The sequence below is a fragment of the Sphingopyxis sp. TUF1 genome, from assembly GCF_036687315.1.
GTDB classification, from domain to species: Bacteria; Pseudomonadota; Alphaproteobacteria; order Sphingomonadales; family Sphingomonadaceae; genus Sphingopyxis; species Sphingopyxis kveilinensis.
Genome location: NZ_CP144683.1, coordinates 1648246 through 1662166, shown reverse-complemented (window position 1 = coordinate 1662166; position 13921 = coordinate 1648246). Strand labels below are relative to the sequence as shown.

Annotated in this window: 17 protein-coding genes; 3 read left to right on the top strand and 14 right to left on the bottom strand. The window is 65.2% G+C overall.

The window, feature by feature from the left end; genetic code table 11:
- Nucleotide 1: 1 nt before the first annotated feature.
- Genes flhB through fliS form a run of 3 tightly spaced genes read left to right on the top strand, consistent with a single transcriptional unit; the run spans nt 2 to nt 2973 of the window.
- Entirely contained in the window at nt 2-1141 is a 1140-nt protein-coding gene (gene flhB / locus VSX77_RS08025) for a flagellar type III secretion system protein FlhB (RefSeq protein WP_338427116.1), read from the top strand.
- A gap of 44 nt (nt 1142-1185) precedes the next feature.
- Nucleotides 1186-2559 carry a flagellar filament capping protein FliD gene (gene fliD, locus VSX77_RS08020; RefSeq protein ID WP_338427115.1) on the top strand — a complete coding sequence of 458 codons (1374 nt, stop codon included), beginning with the start codon at nt 1186-1188 and terminating at the stop codon, nt 2557-2559.
- A 24-nt stretch (nt 2560-2583) separates the two neighbouring features.
- A complete protein-coding gene (fliS, locus tag VSX77_RS08015; protein WP_338427114.1) occupies nt 2584-2973 on the top strand; it encodes a flagellar export chaperone FliS in 390 nt (129 codons plus the stop codon).
- A gap of 107 nt (nt 2974-3080) precedes the next feature.
- On the opposite strand, the gene VSX77_RS08010 is transcribed toward fliS, so the two are convergent.
- The 14 genes from VSX77_RS08010 to VSX77_RS07945 form a co-directional block, all read right to left on the bottom strand.
- Nucleotides 3081-4154 (bottom strand): sigma-54 interaction domain-containing protein, encoded by a 1074-nt coding sequence (locus VSX77_RS08010; RefSeq protein ID WP_338427113.1) that lies wholly within the window; start codon nt 4152-4154, stop codon nt 3081-3083.
- Between the two features lie 180 nt (nt 4155-4334).
- Nucleotides 4335-5195, bottom strand: a complete 861-nt coding sequence (locus VSX77_RS08005) for a flagellar motor protein MotB (RefSeq protein WP_338427112.1) — start codon at nt 5193-5195, stop codon at nt 4335-4337.
- Complete coding sequence (gene motA / locus VSX77_RS08000) at nt 5195-6058, bottom strand: flagellar motor stator protein MotA (RefSeq protein WP_338427111.1); 864 nt, start codon at nt 6056-6058, stop codon at nt 5195-5197. Before motA ends, VSX77_RS08005 begins: the two co-directional genes overlap by 1 nt.
- Nucleotides 6059-6159: 101 nt before the next feature.
- Nucleotides 6160-6990, bottom strand: a complete 831-nt coding sequence (locus tag VSX77_RS07995) for a flagellin (RefSeq protein WP_338427110.1) — start codon at nt 6988-6990, stop codon at nt 6160-6162.
- A gap of 15 nt (nt 6991-7005) precedes the next feature.
- Complete coding sequence (gene flgK, locus VSX77_RS07990; protein ID WP_338427109.1) at nt 7006-8331, bottom strand: flagellar hook-associated protein FlgK; 1326 nt, start codon at nt 8329-8331, stop codon at nt 7006-7008.
- Nucleotides 8328-8645: a rod-binding protein gene (locus tag VSX77_RS07985; RefSeq protein ID WP_338427108.1), complete on the bottom strand. Its 318-nt coding sequence runs from the start codon at nt 8643-8645 to the stop codon at nt 8328-8330. Before VSX77_RS07985 ends, flgK begins: the two co-directional genes overlap by 4 nt.
- Nucleotides 8642-9751 carry a flagellar basal body P-ring protein FlgI gene (locus VSX77_RS07980; RefSeq protein ID WP_422397297.1) on the bottom strand — a complete coding sequence of 370 codons (1110 nt, stop codon included), beginning with the start codon at nt 9749-9751 and terminating at the stop codon, nt 8642-8644. Before VSX77_RS07980 ends, VSX77_RS07985 begins: the two co-directional genes overlap by 4 nt.
- A gap of 13 nt (nt 9752-9764) precedes the next feature.
- Nucleotides 9765-10424 carry a flagellar basal body L-ring protein FlgH gene (locus VSX77_RS07975; protein ID WP_338427107.1) on the bottom strand — a complete coding sequence of 220 codons (660 nt, stop codon included), beginning with the start codon at nt 10422-10424 and terminating at the stop codon, nt 9765-9767.
- Nucleotides 10405-11190, bottom strand: a complete 786-nt coding sequence (gene flgG, locus VSX77_RS07970; RefSeq protein WP_338427106.1) for a flagellar basal-body rod protein FlgG — start codon at nt 11188-11190, stop codon at nt 10405-10407. Before flgG ends, VSX77_RS07975 begins: the two co-directional genes overlap by 20 nt.
- Before the next feature lie 11 nt (nt 11191-11201).
- Nucleotides 11202-11945, bottom strand: coding sequence for a flagellar basal-body rod protein FlgF (gene flgF / locus VSX77_RS07965; RefSeq protein ID WP_338427105.1), 744 nt, complete (start codon nt 11943-11945; stop codon nt 11202-11204).
- 35 nt (nt 11946-11980) lie between these two features.
- Complete coding sequence (locus VSX77_RS07960; protein ID WP_338427104.1) at nt 11981-12808, bottom strand: flagellar hook basal-body protein; 828 nt, start codon at nt 12806-12808, stop codon at nt 11981-11983.
- 11 nt (nt 12809-12819) lie between these two features.
- Nucleotides 12820-13113: a flagellar hook assembly protein FlgD gene (locus VSX77_RS07955; protein WP_338427103.1), complete on the bottom strand. Its 294-nt coding sequence runs from the start codon at nt 13111-13113 to the stop codon at nt 12820-12822.
- Between the two features lies 1 nt (nt 13114).
- A complete protein-coding gene (gene flgC, locus VSX77_RS07950) occupies nt 13115-13525 on the bottom strand; it encodes a flagellar basal body rod protein FlgC (RefSeq protein WP_338427102.1) in 411 nt (136 codons plus the stop codon).
- Nucleotides 13522-13863, bottom strand: a complete 342-nt coding sequence (locus VSX77_RS07945; protein WP_338427237.1) for a flagellar basal body rod protein FlgB — start codon at nt 13861-13863, stop codon at nt 13522-13524. The genes flgC and VSX77_RS07945 overlap by 4 nt, the downstream gene beginning before the upstream one ends.
- Between the last annotated feature and the right edge of the window lie 58 nt (nt 13864-13921).

Here is a 13921-nt window from a genome sequence, read left to right as displayed (position 1 = left end):
GATGGCGGAAGGTCCCGACAAGGATCAGAAAACCGAACAGCCGACGGCAAAGAAGCGCGCCGATTCGATGCGCGAGGGCGATGTGCTGATGTCGCGCGAGCTCGCGACCGCGCTGATGATGCTTGCCGCCGCGGGATGGATCGTCGCCGCGGGCGGCTGGTTCGTACAGTCGGCGGGCGATCTGGTGCGCCGCGGGCTCACGCTGACGGCCGCCGACGTGACCGATTTCGCACCGGGCGAGGCGCTGATGCGCAATGGCGCCGAAATCCTGCTGCCGCTTGCGAGCCTTTTCGCCCTGGCGATCGGCGCGGCGGTCGCAGGCCCCGCGATGCTGGGCTCGATGGGCTGGCGCGGCAAGGCGCTGCACTTCAAGGGCAACCGCATCAACCCGATGACCGGGCTCAAGCGCATGTTCGGGATGCAGGGCGCGACCGAGCTGGGCAAGGCGCTGGCGAAAGTGATCCTGCTCGGCGGCATCGGCTACTGGCTCGTCGCGCGCAGCCTGCCCGCGATCATGTCGATGGCCGGCGCCGACCTGATCGCTGCGATCGGTCTGGCGGGCAAGGCGATCGGCCATGCAATGCTCGCGCTCGCCGGCGGGCTTGTCATCATCGCGCTCATCGACGTGCCGGTGCAATGGTTCCAGCGCAACAAAAGGCTGATGATGAGCAAGCAGGAGGTGAAGGAGGAAATGCGCCAGTCCGACGGCGCCCCCGAACTCAAGCAGGCGCAGCGTCAACGCGCACACGAGATCTTGAGCGGATCGGCGCGCAAGGCGGTGTCGGAGGCGACCGTCGTCCTTACCAATCCGACGCATTTTTCGGTCGCGCTGCGTTATCGTCTTGGCACCGACGCCGCGCCGGTGGTCGTCGCGCGCGGGCGCGGCGACGTTGCCTTGTCGATCCGCGAGCTGGCGCGAACGGCAGAAGTGCCGATCCTCGAATATCCGCAGCTCACCCGCGCCATATATTTTACAGCGCGTGCCGGCCGCACAATCCCCGAAGAATTGTTCGTCGCGGTGGCAACCGTGCTCGCCTTCGTCTTCCAGCTCGAGCGGGCGATCGCCGACGGCATCGCGCCGCCGGTCGTCGACATACCGCCTTCGCATCGTTTCGATCCGGAAGGCCGCCGTCAGGCTTAAGATCCCCGACGCGCCGCCGTTAAGGAGTGCGAAGGATATTTGCCATGGTCAGTTCAATTGCCAACAGCCTGGGTTTCGGGTCCGGTATCGACATTCCAAAGCTCGTCGATGACCTGGCAAAAGCATCGCGCGAACCGAAGGTCGCGCGCCTGACCGAATTGACGCAGGCAAACCAGACGCGGATCAGCGCCGTGGCGCAGGCGCGCTCGGATCTTGACGGCTTTGCCGATTCGCTGAGCCAGATGATCGCCGACGGCACGCTGCGCAGTACGCCGACAGTGTCCGACGACAGCGTGCTCGGAGCGACGAGCCGCGCAGGCTTGTCGGCCGACAGCTTTGCCGCGACCGTTATCGTCAACCAGCTCGCGCGCGCGCAGACCAATTATTCGGCGGTCGTTGCCAATCGTGCCGCCGCCATTGGCACGGGCACGATGACGCTGACCGTGGGCGGCGTCGCGAAGACGATCACCATCGACGCGACCAACAATAGTCTCGACGGCCTCGCCAATGCGATCAACGCCAGCGGCGCCGGCGTGACCGCGTCGATCATCGCCGACGAGGGCGGCCACCGGCTGATTCTGAAGGGCCCGACGGGCGAAGCGAACGCCTTCACCCTCACCGCCGACGCGGGCGCCGAACCGGGGCTTGCCGCCTTTGCGACCGATGCCGCGGGAATGACGCTCGGCCAAAGCGCCGCAGACGCCGAATTCACGATCGACGGAGTCGCGTTCAGCCGGGCGACAAACATCATCGACGATGTTGTGCCCGGCATGTCGCTGACTTTGAAAAAGGCAGCGCCCGGCCAGCCCGTCGATATCGGCGCGAGCCGCCCGCTTGAAATGATCAAACAGACCGTCGGCGACTTTGTCGCGGTGTATAACCAGCTCAAGGCCAGCCTGACCGCGGCCTCCAAGCTGCCGGGCGCGACGACCTCGCTGCGCGCGCTCGAACGCGAGCTCGGCGGGCTGATCCATCAGGTGATTTCCAGCCACGGCAGCATCAACCAGCTGTCCGACATCGGCATCTCGGTCACCAAAGAGGGTCTGCTGGCGGTCGATAATGCCAAGCTCGACAAGGCGCTGGAGAACGACGCCGGCGCCGTCGAGGCCTTGTTCAACCCGCGCCGCGACGCAACGCATAATGAGACGTCCGATCCCGGCATCGCCGCCGCACTCGACGCGATCCGCGACAAGGCCGTCGGCTCCAACGGCGCGATCGATCGCGTGTCCCGCTCGCTCGAAGCGAAGCAGGAGGATCTCGCCGACCAGCTCGCCAAGGTCGAGGAACGCGAGGATGCCTACCGGAAACGCCTTGAGAAACAATATGGTGCGCTCGAGGCCAAGCTCGCGGCGTTCAAGGCGACGCAATCCTATCTCGAACAACAGATCAAGCTCTGGAGCAACCAGGGTAACGATTAAGTTTAGACTTCAAGGACCGCCGCCGTGACCGCCACTGCATCGACCGTCCGGGCGACCGGACTCTATCGCCGCCTGCAAAATGAAAGCCGCGCCGCCGCCGCCGACCCCGTCGAGCTGGTGACGATGCTCTATGACGAGCTCGAAACCGCGGTCGGTGTTCTCGAAGCCATGGTGCGGCAGGGTCAGCGGATATCCGCAACCGAACCCGCGCACCGTGCGCGCGCGATTCTGATCGGACTCGACGTCAATCTCGACCGCGACAAGGGCGGCGACGTTGCAACGGCGCTGTCGCGCGTTTATCGCAGTATGCGCCGCAAGCTCGACGATGCGGTTGCGGCCAACAGCGCCGAGGGGCTCGCCGAACTGCTCGAGGGCATCAAGACGATCAGCGCCGCATGGCGGCAGATTCGCTGACGCTGCCAGCTCAATAAGGCGAGGGTAAACGGCCCGCCCTTCATGCGAAGGCGCGGACCATAGCTCCCTTTTTTCAGCGGATGCCGAAACGCGTGCCGAATCGGCGGTCAGGCCGCCTGCTGGTGGACGCCATATTTGCGCATCTTTTCGATCAAGGTGGTGCGCTTCAGCGTCAGCAGACGCGCTGCCTCCGAAATGATGCCGTCGGCCAGGTCGAGCGCGACATGGATTTGTTCGAGTTCGATCGTCTCGATCTCGCGCTTCAGGTCGATCGGGCGGCCCGGTGCCGGCGTCTTGGCGACCGGTGCGGCCGGAGCGGCGAAGGCCATGACGGGTTGATCGTCCGCGTCGGCCCGTTCGGCGGCGCTGTCAGGGGCAGCCGGCCGCGGTGCATGCGCTGCGATCGGATTCAGGAGCATCGCGACGTCATACGCATCAAGCGTCTCGCCGCCGTGCAGAACGCTGGCGCGTTCGACGAAGTTCCTCAGTTCGCGAACATTGCCGGGCCATTCGTGCTGCATGAGGGCCGCCATCGCGTCGGCATCGAAACGGCATTTGGCGTCGGCGGGCATCTTGCGCTGAAAATGGCGAATAAGTGCGGGAATATCCTCGGTGCGCCTCGCCAGACTGGGGACCTGGAGCACAACCACGCCGAGCCGGAAGAACAGGTCTTCGCGGAACTTGCCTTCGGCGATCGCGGCCCCGAGATCTTGATGGGTGGCCGAAATGACGCGAACGTCGACGGCCTTCACGTCGCTGCTGCCAACTCGGACGATCGTCCGGTCTTCGAGAACGCGGAGCAGCTTGACCTGCATGTCGAAACGCATGTCGCCGATTTCGTCGAGGAAGATTGTGCCGCCCTCGCTTGCCTCGAAATGGCCGACGCGGCGGGCATGGGCGCCGGTAAAGCTGCCCTTTTCATGCCCGAACAATTCGGATTCGATAAGTTCGCCCGGAATCGCGCCGCAATTGATCGCCGAAAAGGCCTTGCCCGCCCGGGCACCCTCGTCATGAATCGCCCGGGCGACAAGTTCCTTGCCCGACCCTGACGGTCCGCAGAGCATGACCGAAGCATTTGATCGCGCCACGCGGCGGATCATTTCGCGCAGCCGGCACGCGGCCGGGCTGCTGCCGATAATCAACGCCTCAAGCGTTGCTTGATTATTGTGCCCCACAGACATTCTGGTCTCCATCGCGCCGCCCGCTCGGCGCCCCTTCGATAGATTCAGAAATTGATTAAAATGGTAAACAAAAGCTTATCGATGCACGGTTAACTCATTCAAAATACGTCGTTATTGCCACAATGAAAGCGTCTGTGGCGTTTTTGCGTTAATCGCTTTCGATATACTGCCAAATTGGCTCTAATTTCCCGACCGCCAGCCGAGCGTGATCGAGATGCGACGGTTGCGCGGATCGAATCGGTCCGCCGGGACATAGGGCTCGCGATCGGCGACGCCCTCGATTCGCGCGAAGCGATCGGTGGCGATGCCGCGGAACTCGAGATAGTGGCGCGTGACCTCGGCGCGATCGACCGACAGGCGCCAATTGTTCGTCCCCGCCTTCGCCGACCAGGGCGCAGCGTCGGTATGCCCACGGATCATCAGCTGATTGGGTGCCTCGGCGATCGGCACTGCGACTTCGGCAAACAATTTGGCGCCGGCGGGGGTCAGCTGGCTCGTGCCGATCACGAACATCGAGAAGTCGGCGTCGTCGACGATGTCGATGCGCAGGCCCTCCATCGTCTCGGTAAAGCGCAGGTTGCGCGCGAGCCGTTTGAGGTCGCCCTTGCTCTGGATGCGGTCCTTCATCGACTGGGCGAGCAGATTGAACCTCTTCGATTCGGCCTCGCGCTCGCGCCCTGATGCCTCGCGCGGGCCGCCCACCGCATCGCGCGGAATGGTCATCGAGCGCGTTCCCGTCTGCGCCGCGCCGTGCGGATATTTATCGACCGAAACCAGCGAGTCACCTCCGAACAGGCCGGTCGATCCGGCGGACTCGGTTTTCGTCTGGACGATCGTGGGTGCGAAATAGTCCGCGAGCGCCTTGCGCTGCTTTTCGTTCGTCGCGCCGAGCAGCCACATAAGCAGGAAGAAGGCCATCATCGCGGTGACGAAATCGGCATAGGCGACTTTCCACGCACCGCCATGATGGCCGCCGTGCCCGGCCTCGATCACCTTTTTGACGATGATCGGGCGTACCGGCGTATTGGGACGCGCAGCCATCAGCGGCCTCGCATTCCATCGAATACTTCGGCGAAGCTCGGCTGGTTATGGTGATCGACGCCCGAACGCGCGGCCTCGATCACCAGCGGCTGGGGGTGGCCGTGGAGCGAAGCGATGATGAGCTGTTTGACGGTATGATAGATAGCGTTGTCGCTTTCGACCACCGTCTTGGCCCGCGTCGCAAAGGGTCCGACGAGACCATAAGCGAGCAGCACGCCGAGGAAGGTGCCGACAAGCGCCGAGCCGATCATTCCGCCCAGAATCGCCGGCGGCTTGTCGATCGAGCCCATCGTTTTGACGACGCCGAGCACCGCGGCGACGATGCCGAGCGCGGGGAGCGCATCGGCCAGGCTTTGCAGGCCCTCGGCGGGTTTCATGCTGTGGTGGTGGTGGCTTTTGAGGGCGTTGTCCATGACCTCCTCGACGGCGTGGGGGTCGAGCGTGCCCGACGAGACGACGACGAGGCGCAGCGTGTCGCAGATCAGGTGAACGAGCGTATCGTCCTTCAACAGCTTGGGATATTGTTGAAAGATCGTCGAATTCTTCGGATCTTCGATATGCGGTTCAACCGCGACCGGCCCTTCGGTGCGCATCATCTTCATCAGCGACGAGACGAGCAGGATGCAGTCGAGATAATCCTGTTTTTTATACTGCGGACCCTTGAACACCTTGCCGAGCCCGCCCGCGAGCGCTTTCAGGTCGGCGCCCGAATTGCCGATGATAAGCGAGCCGAGCGCGGCGCCGCCGATGATGAGCATTTCGTGCGGCAGCGCGTGCATGACGGGGCCGAGGTTGCCGCCGGTCAGCGCAAAGCCCCCGAACACCAGCAGGATCAGAACGACGATGCCGACAACGGGAAACATTCGCGAGCCACTCCAATCGGGCGCCGGTCAGGGCCGGTCGCCCGCAAATCCAAAGGACGTCTTGATAATTAACGGCAGCGCGGCCCCAATATTGAGCGCCGTCAGCGTAAAAGATCGAACAGGGTCTGCCGGTTGATCTTGGCGAAGGCCGCCTGGGCGGCATTCAGCGTCAATTCCTGAGCATTGAGCTGCGCGATCGCGACCGTAAGGTCGGTATCCTCGACCACCGAGCGTTCGTCCGCCAATGTGATCCCGCGCGCGGCAAGTCCGTCCCCAATACGGTCGAGCCGTCCGCCGGCCAGGCCGATCTTGGCATGTTCGTCGGCGACATGGCTGATCGAGGTCGCCAGCGTGTCGAGCGATGCGTTCATCGCCGCCTTGTCGTTCGCCGAAACCGCGGCCGCGGCATCGCGGATGCCGGTCGACAGGCTGTTGCCGCCGATCACGAACACGTCGGCGGCCGACGGCACCGGCGCGAAGCTGAGATTGGCATCGAAGCGCATGACGCGCGCCGGCCCCGCGGCGAAAAGCGGCTCGCCATTTGAATCGCGCGTCGCGGCGAGCGCATCGAGCTCGTCGGCAATCGTGCCGAGTTCGGCGGCAATCGTCGCGCGGTCGGCAGGGCTTGCGGTGTCGCTGACCGCGGCGAGCGTCAGCTCGCGCGCGCGCGTCATCAGACTGCTGACCGATTCCATGACGCCATCGGCCTGCGACTGGAGCGCCGAGGCCGAATTGACGTTCGCCGCCCAGGCGGTCATGCTCGCCTGCGTCGTACCGATCGTCGCGATCCGCCGCGCAGCGACCGGATCGTCGGACATGCGCAGCAATTTCTTGCCGCTCGAAATTTGAATCTGCGTCCGTTCGAGCTGTTCGGCCAGGCTTTGCTGGCGGGCGATTTCGCGGGTCATGCGATTGCCGACGGCGTTAATCATCGTGCCAAGCCTTTCCTAGAGCGAGCTCAAGAGCGTTTGCATCGTTTCGCGCGCGACCTGGATCGTGCGCGCGGCCGCCGAATAGGCCTGCTGATAGCGCAGCAGTTCGGCAGCTTCGGTATCGAGGTCGACCTGGCTGACGCTGTCGCGCGCCGCGGCCGCCGCATCGGCGCGCGTCATCGCCGCCGCTTCCTGCGCCCGCGCCGCAGCGACCGTCTGGGCCTGCGTCGCCATATGCCCGGACCAGCGCGCCTCGGGATCGGCGGCGCCGCGCATCGTACCGAACGCCAGCATATTGCCGTTGCTGCCCGACGCATCGGCCGCCGCCACCTGATCGGGCGTCAGCGGCGCCGCGGTCAGTGTCGCCGCGCTCGTTCCGGTGAACAGCGGCTGGCCGGGATTGCCGTTGGCATCGGTGCCCGCCTGATGCGCGGCATTGAGTTGTGCCGCGAAATCGGTGGCCATCGTATCGAGCGCGGCGCGCTGATCGGCGACATGGTTCGCGCCCTCGGCCAATCCCGCCAGCGACCCGGTCGAGATCGCGAGCGGCGCCCCGCCGATGCTGTACGACAGACGGCCATCGGGCGCGGTCGTGACGGCGATCGGATTCACGACCCCGCCGCCGACGAGCAGGTCGCCCGATCCGGCAGCGCGCAGCGTCACCGCGCCATTATTGTCGAAGGTCGCGCTGACCCCCGCCTGCGACGACAATTGGTCGAGCAACCGGTCGCGCTCGTCGAGCAGGCTCGCTTCGTTGGTCGATCCCGGCCGCGCCTTGCGCAGCCCGATGTTGATCTGTTCGAGCGCGTCAAGGTTGGCGTTGAAGTCGCTGACCGCGCTCGTCGCCGCGCCCGAAATCCCGTCGCTCATGCCCGCCAGCTGGTCGGCCGCAGTGCGAAAGCCCGAGGCAATATCGTCGACCGATTGCAGGAACTGCGCGCGGAGCGTGGCGTTCGACGGATCGGCGGTGAGCTGGTCTGCAGTGGTGAACAGCTCGGTAAGCCCGGTCTTGATCCCGTTGGTTTCGTCGCTGAGCGCGCCTTCGACCTTGCCGAGCCAGTCGAGATACGCCGCCGCGCGTTCGGCATCGCCCGACGTGATGCGCGAATCCGCGATCAGCCATTGATCGACCGACCGGTCCAGCCCGCGAATATCGACGCCGCCGGGGTTGGTGTTGCCGCGATAGAAAATCGAATTGCCGCCACCGACGGCTTCCATCATCTCCAGCCGGCGCCGCGCATATCCGGGCGTCTGCGCGTTGGCGATATTGTCGCCGATCGTCGCGAGCGCGCGCGAATAGGCCTTGAGCCCGCTGTAGCCGATGCCGAGAAGATCGCTCATTGCACGCCTCCGCCAAAGCGGGCCGCGAGGCCGCCGGTCTGGCCGCGAAACTGCCGCTCGACCATGTCGGCGATGCCGAACTGGCGCATGGCGGCGAGGCTGTCGGCGGTGCGCGCGTCGGCCATTTCGCGGAAATTGTCGGTCGCGCTCGACCCGAAAATATCGTCGCCGAGCTTTGCCTGCCGCATCGACGCCATCAGCTGGCGCAGGATCACCGCCTCGAAAGCCTCGGCCGCCTTGCGCAGCCCGCCGTCACCGCCCCCCGCAGCCGCGGGGGTCGGCGTCGCCGAAATCGAAGAAATGGAGTTCGTCATATGATCACCAGTTCCGCAGTGAGCGCGCCGGCCTGGCTCAGCGCCTCGAGGATGGCGACGAGGTCGCCGGGGGGAACGCCCAGCCGATTGATCGAATCGACCAATTGGGAGAGCGAGGCATTGGGTTGCATCAGGAAGGCGGGGCGATAATCCTCCGCCACTTCGATTTCGCTCGACGGTTCGATCGCGGTCTCGCCGCGGCTGAACGGCGCCGGCTGCACCACCATCGGCGATTCCTTGACCGACACGGTAAGCTTGCCATGGCTGACCGCCGCGGTGCCGACGCGGACCGCGCCATTGATGACGACCGTGCCGGTGCGCGCATTGACGATCACCTTTGCGGGCGGTTCGGCGCGTTGGACGCCCAGATTTTCGATCTGCGACATCAGCCGCATTCGATCATCGCCGTTGCCGGCGGTGCGGATCGCGATACTGGCGCCGTCGATCATCGATGCGCTGCCGGGAATGGCGGCGTTGATCGCGTCGGTGACGCGCTTGGCATTGGTCGCGTCAAACTGGTGAAGGTTGAAGGTCAGCCAGTCGCTCGTCGCAAAGCCGGTGTCGACCGCGCGCTCGACCGTCGCGCCGCCCGCGATCCGGCCGCTCGACGGCACATTGACCGTCAGCTTTGACCCGTCGGCGGCGTCGACGCCGAGCCCGCCGATCACGAGATTGCCCTGCACCATTGCGTAAATCTGTCCGTCGGCGCCATAGAGCGGCGCGAGCACGAGCGTGCCGCCGCGAAGGGATTTCGCCTTGCCGATCGCCGACACGGTGACGTCGAGCCGCTGGCCCGGCTTGGCAAAGGGCGGCAGTTCGGCGGTGATCATTACCGCCGCGGCATTTTTCAGCGCCGGGTTCACCCCCGGCGGCAAGGTCAGGCCGAAACGCGACACCGCGCCCTTCATGCCGAGCGTCGAATAGTCGAGGCTGTCGTCGCCCGTCCCGGCAAGCCCGACGACGATTCCGTAGCCGGTGAGCTGGTTGGCGCGCAGGCCCTGGAACTGGCCCATATCCTTGATGCGCTGGGCCTGCGCGGGGGCGGCGAAGACGAGCCCCGCGAGCAGGAGCGCGAACAAGGTGAACAGGGACGGACGCTGGGTCACTTTATATTCCTCTTCAGAAGGGGCTGATCATCGAGAAGAAGCGCTGCAGCCAGCCCTGGCGGCTGGCGCGGGCGATCTCGCCCTTGCCGACGTAACGGATCGTCGCATCGGCGACGCGCGTCGACAGCACGCGGTTGTCGGGGCTGATGTCGATCGCGCGGACAATGCCCGAAATCTGGACGCGCTCGTCGCCGCGGTTAAGCGTCAGGAATTTCTCGCCCTTCACCAGCATCGTGCCATTGGGATAGACGGCGGCGACGGTCACGCTGACCTCGCCCGACAGCGCGTTCGATTGCGAGGCATCGCCCTTGCCCTTGAACTGCTGGCCGCCCCCCATTGCGATGTCGCTGGGGTTGAACAGCGACAGCGGGCCGGTGCTCGGCGGCGTCAGCCCGATATTGCCGTCGCGCTGCGTGCCTGCGGCGTTGCTTTTGGTCGCGGCGGTGCGCTCGACGAGCTGGATGGTGATGATGTCACCGACCTGCCCGGCACGGCCGCCCGACGTCAGCGGCACATAGGCGCCCTGAAAGATCGAGCCGTTGGCCGTTGGCGGCGCCGGCGGCAGCGGCATCGTCGCCGAAAAGGCGTCAGGCGGCAGCGTGTCCTTCGCGAGCGCCGTAGCGGGCGCGAGCGCGAAGGCCAGCATCGCCAGCTTAGAGAGTCTGCGACGCATTTTTCATCATTTCGTCGGTGGCCGAGATCATCTTCGAATTGACCTCATAGGCGCGCTGCGTCTCGATCATGTCGACGAGTTCCTCGACAACATTGACATTCGATCCTTCGAGCATCCCGCCGCGCAGCGTGCCGCGCCCTTCCTCGCCCGCGCCGCCGACGAGCGGCGCGCCCGAGGCCTGCGTTTCGACGAGCATGTTGCCACCGATCGCCTGGAGCCCCGCGGGGTTCGAAAAGCGTGCGATTTCGATGCGGCCGAGTTCGAGCGCGGTGCCATCGGCGCCGGTCGCCGAGACGGTGCCGTCGAGCCCGATCGACACGCCGCTGGCGTCTTCGGGCACCTGGATCGCGGGGCTCAGCGGTTTGCCGTCGGAGGTCACGATCGTGCCGTCGGGCGCGCGGCCGAAATTGCCCGCGCGGGTATAGCCGATGCGCCCGTCGGGCAGTTCGACCTGGAAGTATCCGGCGCCGTCGATCGCGACGTCGAGCCCGTTGCCCGTCGTCTGGAACGTCCCCTGCGTGTCGATGCGCGCGGTGCCGTTCAAGGCGACGCCGGTGCCGAGGTTGAGCCCCGTCGCATAGCGGTTTTCCGCGGTCGACGGCGCGCCCGCCTGCGTCATCAATTGATAGCTCAGCGTCTCGAAGCTCGCGCGGTCGCGCTTGAAGCCCGTTGTGTTGACGTTGGCAAGGTTGTTCGCGATCACCTGCATCCGGAAGCTTTGGGCATCCAGACCGGTACGTGCGACGTGCAAGGCGCCGAGGCTCATCTATTTTCTCCTTAACGGGGAAGCTGCATCAGATTGGCGGTCGCGCTGTCCATGTCGCGCACGTCGCCGATCATCTTCAATTGGGTGTCCCAGCTGCGGCTCGCCTCGATCATCTCGACGAGCGCGCTGGTGGCGGTGACGTTCGACCCTTCGATCGAACGGGTGAGCAGCCGCGCTTCGGGATCGTCGGGCAATATGCCGCCGCCCTTGACGCGGAACAGGCCGTCGAGCCCTTTGGCGATCTCCGACCCCGCGGGGGTCGCCAGCCGCAGCCGGTCGACCTCCTGCGGATTTTCGGGATCGCCGCCCTGCGGCACGATCCACACGCGGCCCTGCTGGTCGATCGTGATCGCGTCGGCGGGGGGGATCGTCACCGGCCCCTGGCCGCCCTGGACGGGGTTGCCGTCGCCGGTGGTCAGGAGCCCGCTCGGCGAAACCTGCAGGTCGCCGCGCCGCGTATAGGCCTCCTCGCCATCCTTCGCCTGGACGACGAGCAGCGCGTCGCCCTGCATCGCGATGTCGAGGTCGCGACCGGTGGAGGTGACGGCGCCCGCCCGCATGTCGGCGCCGAGCACCTCTTCGGACGCCATGGCACGCGCGTCGAGCCCGTTGCCATCGAGCCACAGCGACTGCGCATTCGCCATGTCGGCACGGAAGCCCGGCGTTTGCGCATTCGCCAGATTGTTGGCGATCGCCGTCTGCCGCGACATGCTGCCCCGCATCGCGGAGAGGCTGGTATAGATAAGGCGGTCCATCTGTTTGCTCCCGGCGGGCGGCGATCAGCCGTGCGTCAGCGCATGCCGATGATCGTCTGGGTCAGCTGCGACGCGCCCTCGATCGCCTTGGCATTCGCCTGAAAGTTGCGCTGCGCCGCCATCAGCATCACCAGCTCTTCGGTGATGTCGACGTTCGATCGTTCGAGTGCACCCGAACGGATCCCGCCCATCGGCCCGTTGGTCGCGGCGTCGATCGTCGGCGGGCCGCTTTCGCCCGTCGACTGCCAATGCGCATCGCCGATCGGACGCAAACCCGACATCGTCGGGAAGGTCGCCATCGCTACCTTGCCGAGCTTCTGATCCTCGCCATTGGCAAAGGTCGCGGTGACGAGGCCGTCGAGGCCGATCGTGACGTTCACCAGCGCCGAGGTCGGGTCCGACGGCGCGCCGGTGGGCAGCTGGAAATCGAAGGCGCCAGCAAGCGTGTTGTCGGTGACATTGCCATCGGCATCGATCGGCAGGAGCTGGAGTTTCTGACCCGTCGAATCGATGACATAGCCATCGGGCGTCGGCTCGAACGAGCCGTTGCGCGTATAGGTGACCTGCTCGCGCGGCGGCTCGCCCTTGACGATGAACATGCCCTCGCCGACGATCGCAAGGTCGAGCGTCTTTTCGCTCGATTCATAGGTGCCCTGCGTAAACTGCTGGGTGATGCCGTTAAGGCGCGTGCCCTGGCCCGCGATCATCTTGGTCGACTGCGTCGGCGACGAAGCGAAAATGTCGCCGAACTGCGCCTTGCTGCGCTTAAAGCCTACCGCAGCGGCGTTGGCGATATTGTTCGAGATGACCGACATGTCGGTCTGCGATGCCTTGAGGCCCGAAAGCGACGTATAAAATGACATGCTCTTAATCCTTACTGCACGGGGGTGGGTGTAGGGGTGGCGGACTTGATGTCCTCCAGCAGCTGCGTCTGCGCGGCGAGCTGCTCCGAAATCTGGGCGAGCACCGCGTTCGTTTCGGTGACGCCGGCCAGGCTGGAAAATTGCGCCATCTGCGCAACCATCTCGGTATTGTCGACCGGGTTGAACGGATCCTGCTGCGACAGCTGCGCCGTCATCAGGCGCAGGAAATCGCTCTGGTCCATCTGCTGGCTGGTGCCCGGCGGATAGAATATGGGATTCGGGTTGTTGATACTGTTGACGCTCATCTTACTGTCCCATCCTGAGGGTTTCGTTGATCAGGCCCTTGGCGGTTTCCAGGACCTGGACGTTGTTTTGATACTGGCGCGCGGTTTCGACCATCTCGACCAGTTCGGCGGCGCTATCGACCGCGGCCTCCCAGACATTGCCGTCGGCGTCGGCGAGCGGGTTCGACGGATCGTGACGCTTCGACGGCGCCATTTTCGAGGTCGTGACCTGATCGATCTGCACCGTCGCGCGGCCTTGATCGTCCATCACGGTGCGAAAAACGGGCTTGAGCGAGCGGAAGGCACCCGCCTCGCTGCCCGCGACCGTCCCCGCGTTGGCGAGGTTCGACGCGGTGGTGTTGAGCCGCACGAGCTGCGCCGACATGGCGCGGCCGCTGATGTCGAATACGGAAAAGCTGCCGTTCATCGTCATTCGCCCTTCAGCGCGCGCGACAGCGTGTTGATGCGGCCGCTGAGGAATGCGAGGCTCGACCGATAAGCGAGCGCGTTTTCGGCATAGGCTGTCTGTTCGGTCGCCATCTCGACGGTGTTGCCGTCGAGCGACGCCTGCACGGGGACGCGGTACGCGACCGCGCTTTCGGTCGAGCTGCCCTGCTGCGCAAGATCGAGCGCCTTCGCAAAGTCGAGGTCGCGCGCCTTGTAATTCGGCGTCGCGGCGTTCGCGATGTTCGACGCGAGCATCATCATGCGCTGGCTGCGCAGCTGGAGCGCCGTCGCATGCAGGCCAAAGAGTTTCTCGGATGCCATCATCACATTCCTTTGCTTGCCGCCATCCGGCGACGGGCCCTTGCCGGGACCGGGCCATCGG